Origin of the sequence: Paenibacillus sp. FSL H8-0457 (assembly GCF_038051935.1) — a bacterium.
Classification (GTDB): domain Bacteria; phylum Bacillota; class Bacilli; order Paenibacillales; family Paenibacillaceae; genus Paenibacillus_AQ; species Paenibacillus_AQ lautus_A.
Genome location: NZ_CP150293.1, coordinates 230,349 through 245,603, shown reverse-complemented (window position 1 = coordinate 245,603; position 15,255 = coordinate 230,349). Strand labels below are relative to the sequence as shown.

At 53.7% G+C, this 15,255-nt stretch carries 12 protein-coding genes; 4 read left to right on the top strand and 8 right to left on the bottom strand.

What is annotated here, in order from left to right:
* The first annotated feature begins 132 nt into the window (after positions 1-132).
* The 3 genes from MHI43_RS01195 to MHI43_RS01185 all read left to right on the top strand — a co-directional run bounded on the left by MHI43_RS01195 (position 133) and on the right by MHI43_RS01185 (position 2,070).
* Positions 133-351 carry a DNA-binding protein gene (locus MHI43_RS01195; RefSeq protein WP_036664913.1) on the top strand — a complete coding sequence of 73 codons (219 nt, stop codon included), beginning with the start codon at positions 133-135 and terminating at the stop codon, positions 349-351.
* Positions 352-518: 167 nt separating this feature from the next.
* Complete coding sequence (locus MHI43_RS01190) at positions 519-830, top strand: helix-turn-helix transcriptional regulator (RefSeq protein ID WP_009590170.1); 312 nt, start codon at positions 519-521, stop codon at positions 828-830.
* A 115-nt stretch (positions 831-945) separates the two neighbouring features.
* The gene (locus MHI43_RS01185) at positions 946-2,070 is read left to right on the top strand and encodes an NADH:flavin oxidoreductase (protein WP_036664914.1); all 1,125 of its coding nucleotides are present in this window, start codon (positions 946-948) and stop codon (positions 2,068-2,070) included.
* A 109-nt stretch (positions 2,071-2,179) separates the two neighbouring features.
* Here the strand turns inward: MHI43_RS01185 and aroC are convergent, their stop codons facing one another.
* Positions 2,180-3,238 carry a chorismate synthase gene (gene aroC / locus MHI43_RS01180; RefSeq protein WP_036664916.1) on the bottom strand — a complete coding sequence of 353 codons (1,059 nt, stop codon included), beginning with the start codon at positions 3,236-3,238 and terminating at the stop codon, positions 2,180-2,182.
* A gap of 109 nt (positions 3,239-3,347) precedes the next feature.
* Between aroC and MHI43_RS01175 the strand changes: the two genes are divergently transcribed.
* The gene (locus MHI43_RS01175; RefSeq protein ID WP_012818446.1) at positions 3,348-4,232 is read left to right on the top strand and encodes a LysR family transcriptional regulator; all 885 of its coding nucleotides are present in this window, start codon (positions 3,348-3,350) and stop codon (positions 4,230-4,232) included.
* Positions 4,233-4,399: 167 nt separating this feature from the next.
* Here the strand turns inward: MHI43_RS01175 and MHI43_RS01170 are convergent, their stop codons facing one another.
* The 7 genes from MHI43_RS01170 to MHI43_RS01140 all read right to left on the bottom strand — a co-directional run bounded on the left by MHI43_RS01170 (position 4,400) and on the right by MHI43_RS01140 (position 15,008).
* Positions 4,400-6,655 (bottom strand): FAD-dependent oxidoreductase, encoded by a 2,256-nt coding sequence (locus tag MHI43_RS01170; protein WP_036664918.1) that lies wholly within the window; start codon positions 6,653-6,655, stop codon positions 4,400-4,402.
* 52 nt (positions 6,656-6,707) lie between these two features.
* Positions 6,708-7,535 carry a carbohydrate ABC transporter permease gene (locus tag MHI43_RS01165; protein WP_036664919.1) on the bottom strand — a complete coding sequence of 276 codons (828 nt, stop codon included), beginning with the start codon at positions 7,533-7,535 and terminating at the stop codon, positions 6,708-6,710.
* 12 nt (positions 7,536-7,547) lie between these two features.
* Positions 7,548-8,429, bottom strand: coding sequence for a sugar ABC transporter permease (locus tag MHI43_RS01160; RefSeq protein ID WP_009593631.1), 882 nt, complete (start codon positions 8,427-8,429; stop codon positions 7,548-7,550).
* Positions 8,430-8,705: 276 nt separating this feature from the next.
* Positions 8,706-10,037, bottom strand: coding sequence for an extracellular solute-binding protein (locus tag MHI43_RS01155; RefSeq protein WP_036664921.1), 1,332 nt, complete (start codon positions 10,035-10,037; stop codon positions 8,706-8,708).
* Positions 10,038-10,189: 152 nt separating this feature from the next.
* Positions 10,190-11,002, bottom strand: coding sequence for a response regulator (locus MHI43_RS01150; protein ID WP_036664923.1), 813 nt, complete (start codon positions 11,000-11,002; stop codon positions 10,190-10,192).
* 70 nt (positions 11,003-11,072) lie between these two features.
* A complete protein-coding gene (locus MHI43_RS01145; RefSeq protein ID WP_036664925.1) occupies positions 11,073-12,857 on the bottom strand; it encodes a sensor histidine kinase in 1,785 nt (594 codons plus the stop codon).
* 300 nt (positions 12,858-13,157) lie between these two features.
* Positions 13,158-15,008, bottom strand: a complete 1,851-nt coding sequence (locus MHI43_RS01140; protein WP_036664926.1) for an S-layer homology domain-containing protein — start codon at positions 15,006-15,008, stop codon at positions 13,158-13,160.
* Between the last annotated feature and the right edge of the window lie 247 nt (positions 15,009-15,255).

Here is a 15,255-nt window from a genome sequence, read left to right as displayed (position 1 = left end):
AACTCTTTACAGCCAAGTCGTTCTGTAACATAATCTTACTGATTGTTTTATGCACGCTTAATCTCAGCCATCGACTCATTCACGAAAGTCCATGGCTCTTTTGACAAATAACCGAAAAAGTGAGGGATTTCCATGCGTGACACCCCCCCTGCAGCTGCGGCCGAGAGCGACTTTCCCGTTAAGGCCGGTAATCCGGCACGGCGAGCCCTGATCGTTGCCGGCTATCATCGGCTTGCCGATCTTACCCGGGCGACGGAGAAAGAACTGCTTGCGCTTCACGGAGTTGGTCCAAAGGCGATCGGAGTATTGCGCGCCGCTTTGGCCGAGAAGGGTCTGGCCTTCAAAGAATAAAAAAAAGAGTGAATACATAAGGTACCTACATAGGATGGATCCCCAAGCCGTAAAAAGGTTCAGGGATCCATCACGTTTATGTTTGCCCCTATACGTCAAACCTTACCGAAGACAAAACCTTCAAAAAAACATATTTACATTTCTATAAAAATAGATATAATGAGCATATGGATACCTTACAAACCATTAAAGCACTATCAAACGAGTCTCGGTTCAAAATCCTGGAGTGGCTGAAGCACCCGGAAGAACATTTTGATCCGCAGGATCACATGCCTTCCAAATGTGATTTTCATGGCGGTATCTGCGTGGGCTCCATTTCAGAAAAAACAGGACTCGCTCAGTCGGTCGTTTCTGGCTACCTCGTCAAATTGCAAAAGGCTGGTCTCCTGGAATCCCATCGAGCGGGCCAGTGGACATATTACAGACGTAATGAGGAGGGCATTAAGCGTTTTATCGAACAACTCAAGGAAGAGCTTTAGGCTTAAAAAGAAATCAACCTGAAGATTAAGCTTAAAAGCTCTTTCTTTTTATCATATATATCTATTTTTATGAAAATACAGAAAAGCATATTAAACATATTGGAGGATTCCATACATGAGCAACCAAAATCAAAGTGTCCGATCTGCTGCATCCCTATTCGAGCCCTATACCATCGGCAACCTTACCCTGCCTTCCCGCGTGGTGATGGCTCCCATGACCCGAGGCTTCTCCCCGAATGGCGTTCCGGGCCCGGATGTGGCCGCTTACTACCGCCGGCGTGCGGAGAACGGCGTTGGTTTGATCATTACCGAAGGAACGCTGATTAACCACCCGGCGGCCACCGATAACCCCAATGTGCCTAATTTCCATGGAGAGGCCGCATTGAACGGCTGGGCCGAGGTGGTCCGTCAGGTCCATGAAGCCGGCGGTAAAATCATGCCGCAAATTTGGCACATCGGCATGACAAGACCGCTAGGTGCCGAGCCAAATCCGGAGGCACTTCCGATCGGACCATCCGGACTTGACCTGGACGGCAACGTGGTCACGAAACCGATGACCAAGGATGAAATCGAGCAGGTCGTTCAAGCTTATGCCGATGCCGCCGCGAATGCCAAACGCCTTGGCTTTGACGGCGTAGAAATCCATGGTGCCCACGGTTACCTGATCGACCAATTCCTCTGGGAAAGAACGAACCGGCGTACCGATGAATACGGAGGCGACATGCTGAAGCGCGCCCGCTTTGCGATCGAAGTGGTCAAGGCAGTCCGTCAAGCGGTGGGTCCTGACTTCCCTGTCGCCATCCGCCTATCCCAATGGAAGACGAACCAATATGAAGCCAAGCTGGCGGATACGCCTGAGAAGCTGGGGCAATTGTTAACCGCGCTGTCTGACGCCGGTGTCGATATATTCCACTGCTCGACCCGCCGCTTCTGGGAGCCTGAATTTGAAGGCTCTGACCTGAACTTTGCCGGATGGGCCAAGAAGCTGACTGGAAAAACAGTCATCACCGTCGGTTCCGTCGGTCTCGATGAGGTATTTACCAGCCTCTTCACCCAAGGTAAGGGTGCCGGCCAAAGAGACCTCGAAGAGCTGCTGAGTCGTCTTGAGGAAAATGAATTTGACCTGGTTGCCGTCGGCCGTGCTCTGCTGGCGGATCCAGAGTGGGCTGCCAAGGTTCGAGACGGGCGTTTCGACGAGCTTGCCCCATTCACGCCGGAATCCTTGCAAACGCTGGTTTAATGCGATTTCAGATCCCCAGCCCCCTTGGGACCTGAGCGCCGCATTAGATCTTCAAATACAAAACCGGAAGCAGATTGCTTCCGGTTTTTTTGCCGTATGCTGTTCATTGCTATTCGTCATGCAAAGCGGCTTGACGTTTGTAATGATCCTCGATGACCATGCAAGCCATCGCTTCGATCACGGGTACGACACGGGGGCAGATGCATGGATCGTGTCTGCCGATCGTCGTTATCTCCCGTTCATTACCCTCCACATCGACTGTCCGTTGGGGAATCGAAATGGAGGAAGTCGGCTTGACGACGACTCGGAACACGATGTCCGCCCCGGTGCTGATACCGCCGATGATCCCGCCGGCATGGTTCGTCCGAAAACCCTCCGCGTCCATCTGGTCGTTATGTTCGCTTCCCCGCATGGAGGCGGCTTGGAAGCCCGTCCCGAATTCGATGCCCTTAATCGCTCCCACGGACAACATCGCCTTCGCCAGCTCAGCGTCAAGCTTGTCGAATACGGGTTCTCCCAATCCCGCAGCGATTCCGCTGATACGGCACTCGACGATTCCCCCGCAGCTGTCGCCCTCTTCGGCCAGTCGTTCTATCCTCTCGATCATGCGAACGGCCGCTTCAGGATCACATGCCCGTACAGCATTGCGTTCGATGGCATCGACGTCGAATTGCTCGCACCGGATGCCGCCGATCTCAGTCGTATAGGCCAGGATCGAGACCCCCCGACGTTCCAGAAGCTTGCGCGCCACGGCACCGGCAGCCACTCGCGCAGCCGTCTCCCTTCCCGAAGCTCTTCCGCTTCCTCGATAGTCGCGTATCCCGTATTTTTTCTCATAAGTGAAATCCGCGTGCCCGGGCCGATAGGCCGATTTGATGGTGTCGTATGCCGACGGGCGCATGTCGGTGTTGTTCAGCATGATGCACAGTGGCGTGCCCGTGGTTTTCCCCTCGAATAGCCCGGATACAATGCGGATCTTATCGTATTCCTTGCGGGGAGTCGTAACGGAGGATTGCCCCGGCCTTCTGCGATCCATCTGAATCTGGATGTAGGCCTCATCCAGCTCAACGCCAGGCGTGACGCCCTCCAAAATGACGCCGACTGCTTCTCCGTGCGATTCCCCGAACGTAGTCATTTTCAATCGTTCTCCAAACGTACTTCCTGCCATGTCCCTACCTCCCGAATACTTTCGATTCCTTTTCATTTAGTTTAAGGGTATAGTTGAAATAAATGAAATCATAATATCGTAGAGATGCCATAGAGAGGATTGATGACAAATGATCGCCAACACCGAATGGTATCGGGTGTTTCTGCATGCCGCCGAGACGTCCAATTTGACGAAAGCCGCTCAAAACCTCCATATGACGCAGCCTTCTGTGAGTTATGCCATCAAACAGCTGGAAGAAGCGCTCGGCGTGGGCCTGTTCGACCGATTATCCAAGGGCGTCCGCCTGACGCAAGAAGGCCAAGCCCTGTATCAGCATGTCCGGCAAGCCTTCGACGAACTCGATTCAGCCGAGCGCCGCTTGAAGAAGCTGAAGCAGTTCGGCGAAGGCAGGCTGAGGATCGGCGCGAACGGGGCTATCGTTAAGGACTTTCTCCTCTCCTTGCTCGACCGATTCCATGCCCGCTATCCCGACATCCGCATCCAGCTGTCACAGGAGCGAACCAGCAGCATCGTGGAGCGCTTAAAGAAAGGCTCGTTGGATCTCGGCTTTGTTCACCTTCCCGTATCGGACGAGGAAATCCATATCATCGACTCCCGTACTTCGCCTTATTGCGCCGTGGTTGGAACGGCCTTCGCAGATTGGGCTCGCAGGCCTCTACGGACGGAAGAATTGACGGAGCTTCCCCTCTTGTTGCTATCCCCTGGCAGCTCGACGCGGTCCTTCATCGAAGGGTGGTTCCGATCGCAAGGGGTGGAAGCGGAAGCCGACTTCGAGTTGAACAGCCTGGACATGTTAGCGGAATTTGCCGAGCGCGGTTATGGAACAGCCTTCTTGCCACGGGCCTTTGTCTCGTCCCGCATCGCGGACGGTTCCTTGCTGGAGCTTCGAACAGATACTCCGTTACCGGATCGATATATCGGCGTCGCCGTTCGGAAGCACCAGTCGCCTTCGCTGGCGGCAGGGGCATTTTTGGAGATGCTGCAGCACAACTGACGATCTTCCGCCGACATTCCCAACTGAACAAGGCAGCCGGATGAACGGCTGCCTTTGTTTCGTTTGTATTGACTAACGGTTTAGCAGATAAAAGCTTGCTTCTCATCAAATCCTGTCCAGGCTGGCACCTGTTGAATACACACAAGCAGCTGTTTAGCTTTGAAAAACTAACCGTAAGCCCTCACTTCAATAACCTCGGCATAATCAGAGCCGTTCGTGCGCTCCACCACCAATCGAAGCGCCGCGCATGGAACGGGCTCCTCCAAACGGTGGACAGTTCTCCGGCGGCGGTTCAACGCCTCCGAGGCAAGGGTGATCCACTTCCCTTCCGAATCCAGCGCTTCTAGTCTGTAGGCACGGACCAGCTCAGGGATGATGTCGAACGGCGTACGATGATGATGCAGATTGATCAGATCCTCGTTGACATCATCGTTGAAGATCAGGTGAATCTCGCGGACCGACTGCACTTCCTTCCACTCCAGCTTCAACCAAGGCGTCTCCCCGTCTGCGATTCGCTCCGATACCCACATATGCGGACCGCCGTAAGGACGCTTGTATCCATCAATGACATGCTCCGGTTGATACGCCCTTGAACCGATCGCCGACCGCAGGCAAAACAGCTTGCGGACCAGCCCCTTCATGCTCCACTCCACCACCGGCTGGCTGTCATCATGGTCTTCCAGCTCCTTGGAGACGCGGGCTGGCGTCCCCCGTTCGAAGGCAAGCAGCCCGCTCATCGGCTTGGACGACAAATACAGCGTCAGATCCGGATTTTTGCGCACGATGATAAAGGCGTTCTGCGGCTCCGCCGGCTGCCAATCCAGCTGGACGGGAACCCATTGCCCCTGCCCCGGCATGATCCGGACGGAGGTGCGAAATTCTAACGCGGCCGGCACGTAATTCTCCGGACGTCCCGTGCTCCAAACCTCCACCGTCATGTCGGTCTCCTGCTCCGCATCCACCAGCCATGCCACCTCGCCCGCCAGCCCCGGATCGGCCGGCATCAGCACGGCAATGTCCCGCTCCAGCGGGTAAGGCGCCTCCGCCTCCTCGATCGCGATCCTGGACAGGTGGGACGATGCGCTGACCTTAGCGCTTCGGGCCAGATCCAGCGGATCGTGGTTTGCAACCCCGAGCACGGAGGCATCCTGCTTCAGCAGCGTCTGCTGAAGCTCCCCGCTCCGGCTGCGGGACAGCTCGCGCGGGGAGAGGCCGTGCTGGATGCACAGCGCCGCAGCCGTGCCGGCCGCTTCGCCCAGGACGGCGCAGGTCGCCATCACCCGCGTGGTGCCGAAGGCCACGTGGGTGGCGCTGATGTTGCGCCCGGCGAACAACAGGTTGGCCACGTTCGCCGAGTACAGGCTGCGGAACGGTATATGGTAATTCCCGTCCGCATGCATATGCTTCGAGCCGCTCTCTTCGGCGTACATGCCCTGCGGTGGATGCAGATCGATCGACCAGCCGCCGAAGGCCACCCGGTCCTCGAACGGCTCTTGGGCCATAATATCGTTTTGCGTAAGCACATAGTCGCCGACAAACCGGCGGTATTCCCGCTTGCCCGGCTGGGCGCCGACCCACTCCAGCGTCATATTGGCGGCATCGAATTTGCCGGAATTTTTGATATAGTCCCATATGCCATATATGACTGACCACAGCTCATCGCGGATCCGCTCATTGTCATGCACGGTGTCGAGCTCGCCGCCCCATTCGATCCACCAGTAATGGCAGCCCGAGTCGCCGCTGCGGATGACCCGTTTGATCGGGATCGGCGTCTGCGTAATATCCTTGGCGAAGGCAGGCGGCACGAATTTTACCGGGTGTCCGGCATCCTTCGTGTAGAACAGCAGCGTGCTGCCGAGTGTCACATCGTCCGCCGTCTCCGGCGCCCATTCCTCCTCGTATTCGCTGCGTGCTTCCCGCCCGAGCCGGTATTTTGCTCCCGCCAGGAATCCGACCAGCCCGTCCCCTGTGCAATCCAGGAACACGGGACTCTCAAACCGGATGCGCCGCTCCGAGCCCATCATCCAACCGGTAACCGAACGGATCTGCCGCGCGTCAGAATCTCCGTCCGCTTCTACCTCATGCACGTCCGTATTCAAGAACAGGGTGATGTTTGGCTCGGCCCGCACGGTCTCCAGCACGATCAAATCCCATAGATACGGGTTGCCGTCCGGATTCCGGTACTGGTTCTCCACGAACATCTCGCCCATAATGCCGGTTTCCCGGGCATAGCGGTTGATCCCGTGAGCCGTCGCGCCGCATACCCATACGCGCACCTCGCTGCTGGAGTTGCCGCCCAGAACCGGGCGGTTCTGCACGAGCGCTACCTTTTGTCCGAGCCTGGCGGCCGCCACCGCCGCGCAGACCCCTGCCAAACCGCCGCCAATCACCGTTATGTCGCTTACTTCCGTTTCGTTTCTCATGCTCTTTCTCCTTTCATTTTCGTCCAGCTCATCTGTGGACATGGATTATGGGCTATCCTTTTACAGCCGAGCTCGCCACGCCCTGAATGATATATTTCTGACCGATCAGGAATACGAGAATCATCGGAATGATACCTGCGGTCGCCGCCGCCATCATGCCGTTATAATCCACCGTATTTTCGAGAATGAAATTTTGCAGCCCCAGCGGAACAGTATACAGATCCTGATCGATCAAGAACACCAAGGCGTTCTCGTAATCGTTCCAGTGCCAGGAGAAATCGATAATGGCCAGCGTGGCCAGCGAAGGCTTCGCCATCGGCAGAATGATCCGGGAAAAAATGCGGAAATGTCCTGCTCCGTCGATAAAGGCAGCTTCCGAAATTTCATGCGGTACGGAGAGGAAGAACTGCCGCATCATGAACACCCCGAATATCGTGAATACGCCCGGCAATATCAGAGCCCAATGCGTGTTGTAAATGCCGACCCAGTCGAACATGATGAACTTTGGCACAAACAGCACTTGAGGAGGGACCATCATCATCGACAAATAGATCATGAACATGGCATTCCGTCCCTTGAACTCGATCCGGGCAAAACCGTAAGCGGCTAAAGCGGACAGCAATACCGCTCCGACGGTGCTGATCAAGGCGACTTTAAGCGAGTTGAGGTAGTAGTGGCCAAAGCTGTTCGCTCCGGTCCACACTTTCACATGATGATCCCACATGAATTGGGCGGGAATCCACTGAATCGGGTACTGGAACACTTCCGCCGGCATCTTGAACGAGGTGCTGATCATCCAGAGGAAAGGGACGATCATAACCACGCTGAAGAACAGCATAATGAACGTGACGATTATTTTGGTGTATAAGGCTTTGGTCATTGTCCTTCCTCCTTAATAGTGAACCCAGCGCTTCTGGCCGATCCATTGAATGACGGTGAAGATCATGATGATCAAGAACAGCGCCCAGGAGATCGCGGATGCATAACCCATTTCGTAGTAGCGGAAGGCATTCTGGTATATGAACAGGGATAACACGGTGGTGCTGTTGCCCGGGCCCCCTTGCGTAATGGCTTGAATGATCCCGAACTGCTTGATGGTCATAATGAGTCCGGTAATTAGCAGCAGGAAGGTCGTGGGGCTGACGAGCGGCCATAGGATGCTGCGAACCGTTTGCCAGGCGCGGGCCCCGTCGATTTTGGCAGCCTCCAGCAGCTCCGTTGAGACCTCCTGCAGTGCAGCCAGGTAGATGATCATGTTATAACCGAGCATGAACCAGATCCAGATGATGTCGATGGCATACATGGAGGAATCCATGGTGGACAGCCATCCCGGGGGATTGGTTATCCCGAACGACTTGAGGATTCCGTTGATCGGGCCGTTATTCGGATGGAACAGCAGCATCCATACGAAAGCCACGGCGACGCCGCTGGTGATGTAAGGCATGAAATATAAGGCGCGGAGCAGCTTTTTTAAATACACCGAGCGGTTCAGTACCACGGCGACGATGAAAGCCAGTCCGATCGATATAGGAACGGATAACAGAAAGAACAGCGTATTTTTGATCGAAATGTAGAAGACCTCGTCGCCCAGCATTTTTTGAATGTTGGCCAGACCCACGAACTTCGTGTCCGAGCTCATAAATTTGTAGTCCGTAAACATGAGATAGAACGAATACAAGGCTGGCACAATAAAAAACAGCATCACGCCGACCATGTTTGGCCCTATAAACAGATAGCCGAGATACTGCTGCCGTTTCATCCAGGATGTTTTCACATAGCCCCACTCCTCTTGGTCTTTTTCATCTCAAGCATAGCAGTCGGGACCAAGCGGGGATAAGGAACAAATCCTTCGAATTTATGCTACAGAAGTATGCAATTACAGTGCCGCGGCCTTCGGTCGCTCCGTAGATTTGTTCTATGGCCGACGAGAAAAAAAGCGGCAATCAACTCCCCAGCCCGGATCATGCCGAGATAGGCAGTGTCGAAGCCGGAACAAAAAGGGGACCGCCGCCCGAAGCGATAGTCCCCTTCTATTGGTGCCGATATCCTCTTATTTGCCTTCTTTTAAAAACGTATTGTGCCGGTTCACCATGGCCTCCAGCGTTTGATCGAGCGATTGGGCGTTAAGGAAATACTTCTCATACTCCTGTGCGCGCATATCCATCACCTCTTGCGGCAAGCTCCTAACGTACGTAGGCGTTTTGTCTTCGAACATGACGTGCATCAAGGAATCCAGGTCATACGTGTCTTTCTTATCGCCGAGCAGGTTATTTAACGCCTCTTCCTGATCGGCGTCCTTCGAAGCCGGCAATCTTCCGCCCGCGGCCATAGGAGCCATGCCTCCGTCCGCATACCACTTCAGGAATTCCCAAGCTTCCGCTTGTTTTTTGGATTTGGCATTAATGGAGATGTAATCACCGAGGCCGCCCCTTGTCACGTAACTGTCCGCACTGTCCGTTAGTCTTGGCACTTGAGCGAACGCGATAGTGAAGTCGCGCGGGAAATCCGTAAAGTTATTCGAACTTCGCAGCAGCCAAGCCCCGATATTCAGCATAGGCACTTCCCCGCTCAGGAACACTTGCTCCACCGGCATTTTGGAAGTCAGCTGCTCTCCAAGCGGCGGCGTGGTCTTGTCCTCCTTCATCATGACGTTCAGGGTTTCCAGCCATTTTTTGACCAGCGGGTGGTCCAGATTCGAAGTTCCGTCCGCCTTGGTGTACCCCTCTTGCGATAACACCGAATCAATCGGATCGACGAACGGCTCCATATTTTGAATAAATCCGTAGTTATTGCCGACTTTGAGCTTCTTGGCATATTCGCGCAGTTCATCCCACGTCCAGTCCTTCGGAACGGGCAGGCCGGCCGCATCAAGGGCATCCTTGTTCAGCGCGACGAAGAAGGCGCTTTTCGTGGTCGGCATCCCGTAATACTTCCCGTTGATTTTCCAGCCTTCAGCGTCGGGCCCCATTTTCTCGTCGATATTGTAATCGTCGAATTGGCTCAGATCCAAGGCTAAATTGGACTCCACCCGTTTGGACGTTTGGGAAAGCGTGTAATTCACGAACAGGTCGACATCCTGCCCTGTAATCATGGCTGTATCGAGCTTCAGGTTCCCGTCATCGTCATTGACGTAGCGGACATACTCGACTTGAATATCGGGATGCTCGGCATTCCACGCGTCGATGACCTCTTGCGGTCCCGCCTCCGGCGGTACGCCGCCCCACATGGTTAGTTTGACCGGATCGCCGGATGAAGGCGCTTTCGAATTGTCCGTTCCTTGTCCCTCATTCGCGGATGATGCGGTTTTGCCGCCGCAGCCTGCAAGAAGACCCATTAGCAATACCCCGATGAGAAGCATCGCCCATCCTTTTTTATTTCTCACATTAGAGACCTCCCCGAGAATCATATTGGTGTGATGCCCTCTCATCGTAGCAGGGAACGGGAGCCGCATTTAAGCTACATATCCATTCAGATAATGGAACAAAACGATGGAATTCCTGTTTCGGCGAATCCTATGCCCTGCATAGAATCGTTCTATTTAGCGTCTTTGCCGTGTTGTCTGTATTTGCTCGGCGTGAAGCCGGTCAACCGCTTGAATATTTTAATAAAATAATTGTCGTTCACGAACCCCACCCGAAGGCCGATCTCGTGAACTGGGAGGTCGGTTTGAAGCAAATACGCGATGGCTTTATCCACCCGGACCTGGTGCAAATAATGAATCAAGGTGCGTCCGGTCTTTTTCTTGAAGAGCGCGCTGACGTAATTCTCGCCCATCATCACGTAGCCCGACATCGATTTTACCGTAATGTCCTGCTCGTAGTGCTCATGGATGTACTGCAATATTTTCTGTACTTCCGGGTGTGACGTGATTTCCTCGGGGGAGGTATGATGCGCCGACTGTGACGGCATCGTCTCCGTGGACGCGACCGGAATCGAAACAGGTTGGCTTGGGTTCGGGCTCGGGTTACTCTTGGTCAGCTCGGCATTCATTTTGTGCAGCGTCTCCCGCAGCGTATTCACGCTCATCGACAGCTTCAGGATATAGTTGGATGCCCCGTATTCCATCGCTTGCCGGACATACTCGAATTCACTCATGCAGGTCAGCATCACGAACCTAGAAGCGTATCCCTCTTCCCGGGTTCTGCGGAGGAGCTCCACGCCATCCATTTCCGGCATCACGATATCGGTCAGCACGAGATCGGGCGGATTGCTCCGGATCATCTCCAGCGCCTCGGCGCCGTTGCCTGCCTCTCCCGCCACCTTGAATCCAAGCTCCTCCCACGCGATGATCTCGCGCACGGACTCTCGCACAAATACCTCGTCCTCCACCAGCAGCACCTTCCACATAGGTCTCTCCTCCTCGCAGCTTTCAATCCGGTTCCAAGCCTACATAGGCCAGTGGCGAATCATCTGCCCGTTATGATGAAATCAAGTGATCGTTCTGATAAGGCGTTGAGATTAACAACGGGATAGAAAATCGAATCCGCGTTCCCCGCTCCGAAGATATAATCTCCATGCTGCCCTCTTCTTTAAATAACAGCCGCAGCAGCTCTTGCACATTGTTGAGACCGATGCCCGGACGTTTACGCATTCCGCCCGCCTGCCGGGACTGCTCCATGCCGACGCCGTTGTCCTTGATCTCCACCGCCAATCGATTCAGTCCCTCCCGGGTAACCGTAATTTCAATGAGACCCTCCTGCTCCGGCAGCGGCCCGATTCCGTGTAGGATGGCATTCTCCACGAGCGGCTGCAGGCAGAGCTTGGGCACAAGCGCATAGAGGATGTCCTCATCATACGCAAAGGTCACGTCAAAACGGTGATTATAACGCACCTGCTGAATATGGACATAGGCCTGCACCAGCTCGATTTCATCCTTCAAATGCACCAGATCCTTCTCCGTATTCAGGCTCGCCTCCAGCAGCTTGCCCAGAGACAGTGTGATATTCGTGATATCCTCATTCCCGTGGCGAATGGCACTCCACTTGACGGTATTTAGCGTGTTGAGCAGAAAATGGGGGTTCATCTGAGCCAGCAGCATATGAAAATGCACCGTTTCCTTCTGCCTTTCCTCGGCCTTCAATCGCTGAATCAGCACATCCATGTCGTTGAGCATGGAATTGAACGTCTGCGTCAGTTCCAGAATCTCGCCCCGGAACTTGTGCTCCGGCAGCCGGATTTTCAGATTGTTGCGGACAACCGCCTTCATCTTATTCTGCAAATGGGATAACGGCCGGGTAATCGTGGCGGCAATAATGAAGGTCATGATGAGGAAAGCGCCGGTCAGCAGGAAAAAGGTCATGAAATATTGGCGCTTCAGCTCCTCGATCTCGTTAAAGAGCACCGTCAGCGGAATCCGGTTCACGATATACCAATCCAGCGATTCCACGTAAATGTAATTCACCAGGGTGTTGGAGGCCTTATCGATAAAATACTTCTGCCTGGGCTCGGCCGCAATCCTGGCTTTCACCTCGCCGGTCAGACTGCTGTTCAAGATCGATTGGGATACGTTCTCCCCAGCGCTTGTAATCAAAAAATACTCCTGTCGCAGCGTCGACTGCTTCAATACCGATTGAAACCAGAAGGAGTAATCGATGCTGATCCGGGCCATGCCGTACGGCTTGTTGCGGGGAGTTTCCATGTATGCGTACAGTGACAGCAGGTAAGGACTCGTCGAGATATCCCGCAGCACGTAGTTCGCATCGCTCGAAACCCAATGGTACGACACACCCTCCATCTCTTCCCTATCAAAGCCAGGGTTGTCCCGAAGCTTCCTGTAATCGAGCGCCTCCCTGGGAGAATAAGAAGTGTAAGCGTTGCCATGAAAGTCGAGAATCGTGAAGTAGACCGACGGATTATATAGGAAAAAGCTGTTGTTCAAATTTTTGAACTTCTCCTCCATCAGGTTTTTGTTCTCGAGCCCCTGCCGCTGCCCGGGATGGGTCAGCACGGAGGCCACCGTCGAATCCTGCTCCAGAAATATCAGCGTTTTGAAGGCTACGCTCAACTGATCCTCCAGCGTTCGATACATCTGCTCCAGCTGGCTGTGGCTCTGCTGGCTGATTTTCTCCTGGACCAAGGTCTCGATCCGCTGATAGTTGTACAAATTCAAAATGCCGAAAGGCAGCAGTATGACCAGAACGAACGCGGCAAACAGACGGTATTTCAGCTTGTGTGGAAACAGGGATCGTATTCGGTTCAGCACCCTCCCGCACTCTCCTTTTCGCTCGCTTGTTCTTCAATTATATCAGCACCGGTTCGCTTGAGAATGGCAATGCCTGAAATTGCATGGATATGTGCGGTTGATGCTGGGCGCAGGCATAGTGGATGTGTAGATTTGTTCTATTTTTATCAGACAAAAAAGACCAAACTCTCCGAGAGAGCTTGGTCCTCATCGATTGCATCAACGCATTTCGTGCTCAAGCGCGTTAACGATCACGCCCGCTAACGTCGAGGTCAGTCACTCCTGATCTTGCCTGTTGCGTTTGATATCGAATTTAAGGACTTACTTTTCCATCAGCATTTCAAAGCAATTTAACAGCAGCACATACGTCTGCTCGAATGTGAGCTCGCCTTTCGGGTTGAACTGATTCTTGGCCATGCCGTTCATTAAAGAGAGGTTAGTCGCTTGGTATACTTGTTCCTTCGCCCATGGCGAGATGCTGCTGTCGTCCGCGAACCGAGAAGCCGAAACGGATCCGGTTGATGCCGGTCTGCCTTTCAGTTCATTCGTCTTGGCATACACCTGAAGGATCAGCGCGGCAGCCTGTTCTCTGGTGATGGTCGCTCGCGGCGAGAAGGATTGCGGCGATGTGCCGTTGATGATACCGTTTTGGCTTGCCCACGTCACGGTCCAATCATCGACGTCCTTAAACGGGGTCTTAACGTCGGTGACATCCTTATATAGATCCTGTCCCAGCATGGTCTCGATCATATGTACCGCCATCTCCGTAAACTCCACCCTGGTGATCGGCTGCTGATAGGATCGGTCAAACGGCCAGCCGATAATGCCATTCGCTTTTGCCTTCATGTAATCCGCTTGAGCCCAGTTACTCACTTTGCCATCAGCCGGACCATCATTCACGTTAACGTAGACCCGGCTTCTTGACTCCAGATAATCATTGACAGAGATCCATGTCGATCCCTTGCCTACGGCTTTGACCTTGCCGTTTGCATCAATCTCCACGATCCGGTTATCTCCGCTTTTGAACGTATTGCCGCTGGTCTGCAGTCCGTCGGTGAGGCCCATTTGAAGGGTTTCCCCCTTTTGAAGCTGAATATCGTAGCGGGCCAACAAACCAGGCATCATTTTGAAAAACGTCGTGGTGAACTCGACCTGTGCCGCGCTTCCGGAAGCGGTATATAGACCCGTGATCTGAACGGTGAAGGCATCGTCCGACGCAAAATCGCCTATGCCGTCAGGCCTAAAAATGACGGCAAACGGCACGCCGTAATAGCTGGTCTGCACATTGAAATATTTGCCCGATTTATCGTTGTCGCTTTTGTCAAAGCTCCACTCTTTCCCGTCCCTGACACGGGTCAATTTCACTTGAATCTGATCCGTTCTTGTCCGGTCATACTTTTGCGGGTTCAACGACACCGACCATGGATCGTTTGTCTTAAAAACCTCTTCCGGAAAATATCCTGCAGACGGCCAGGCGATGTAATCATACTGAACTTCGGAAGCCGGGCGGCCCTTGTCCATCGAGTACATCGACGCATAGGCAACGTTGTTGGCGGTATGTACCATACCGAACATGGTCTGTTTCATCTCCGGATTGATGATCCACCGGCGGTGTCCGACGCGATCGATATTCGTAGCCCCGCTATCCGCCATATAACCAAGGACATTGTCATAAAAGGTCGGGCTGCCCCCGTAAAGGTTGCTTGTCCTCGCTCCTTCCTTCGCTGAAGCGTACAGCGAATCGTCCATGCCGGCCGGCATGGTTGGATAATGGCTCAGCTTTTGATGCAGAGCGTTTACAAGCGCTGCCGCCTGCTGCTGCCCTGCAAGCGAAGGGTTGGCCGTCACGTCATCGGGCAGGCCGGATAGGTACCTTACAAAGTTGACGGCGCGAATGCCGTCCTCGATATATTCCGGTTTTATCGTCCCTGCCTTATAGGGTACGGCGACGCTTGGCGATTCCATGTAAATTCGTTCAGGCCCCATGTAGGATGTGCCAGTATCCATGGGTTTGTACTGCTGCCATTTATTCAGGATATCCTGCTTCGTTCGATCTCCCGTCAGCTGCTGAACGTCAGCTGCATGGGCATCGGGGGCCGATAAGACTGCTGCGATCAGCATAGCCGCAGGCAGAATCAGCCATTTTCTCGATCGTTGGAGTGATCGTTTCATAGATTCAAGCCACCTTACTTCTAGTATTTTTCCTATAACTTCCGTCTTCATCATTATAACGGCAAATATAGGAAACTTGAACTATAAAAAGATAGGCTTGTAGATCTACTAGAGTATCCCGGCCGTCGCACAGCCTATTCCATTCCAGCTTCCCGATTTTAACAGCGACCGGAGACGATATACGCACCGCCCCACGGCACGATAACAGAGTGTGCAGCCTTCGATCTCTTCTTCTCCCACGCCCAAA

Excerpts from the sequence above, each read along its gene's own strand:
- MHI43_RS01165 (WP_036664919.1), bottom strand. The coding sequence starts at position 7,535 with ATGACCAAAGCCTTATACACCAAAATAATCGTCACGTTCATTATGCTG.
- MHI43_RS01175 (WP_012818446.1), top strand. The coding sequence starts at position 3,348 with ATGATCGCCAACACCGAATGGTATCGGGTGTTTCTGCATGCCGCCGAG.
- aroC (WP_036664916.1), bottom strand. The coding sequence starts at position 3,238 with ATGGCAGGAAGTACGTTTGGAGAACGATTGAAAATGACTACGTTCGGG.
- MHI43_RS01195 (WP_036664913.1), top strand. The coding sequence starts at position 133 with ATGCGTGACACCCCCCCTGCAGCTGCGGCCGAGAGCGACTTTCCCGTT.
- MHI43_RS01185 (WP_036664914.1), top strand. The coding sequence starts at position 946 with ATGAGCAACCAAAATCAAAGTGTCCGATCTGCTGCATCCCTATTCGAG.
- MHI43_RS01170 (WP_036664918.1), bottom strand. The coding sequence starts at position 6,655 with ATGAGAAACGAAACGGAAGTAAGCGACATAACGGTGATTGGCGGCGGT.
- MHI43_RS01190 (WP_009590170.1), top strand. The coding sequence starts at position 519 with ATGGATACCTTACAAACCATTAAAGCACTATCAAACGAGTCTCGGTTC.
- MHI43_RS01150 (WP_036664923.1), bottom strand. The coding sequence starts at position 11,002 with ATGTGGAAGGTGCTGCTGGTGGAGGACGAGGTATTTGTGCGAGAGTCC.
- MHI43_RS01140 (WP_036664926.1), bottom strand. The coding sequence starts at position 15,008 with ATGAAACGATCACTCCAACGATCGAGAAAATGGCTGATTCTGCCTGCG.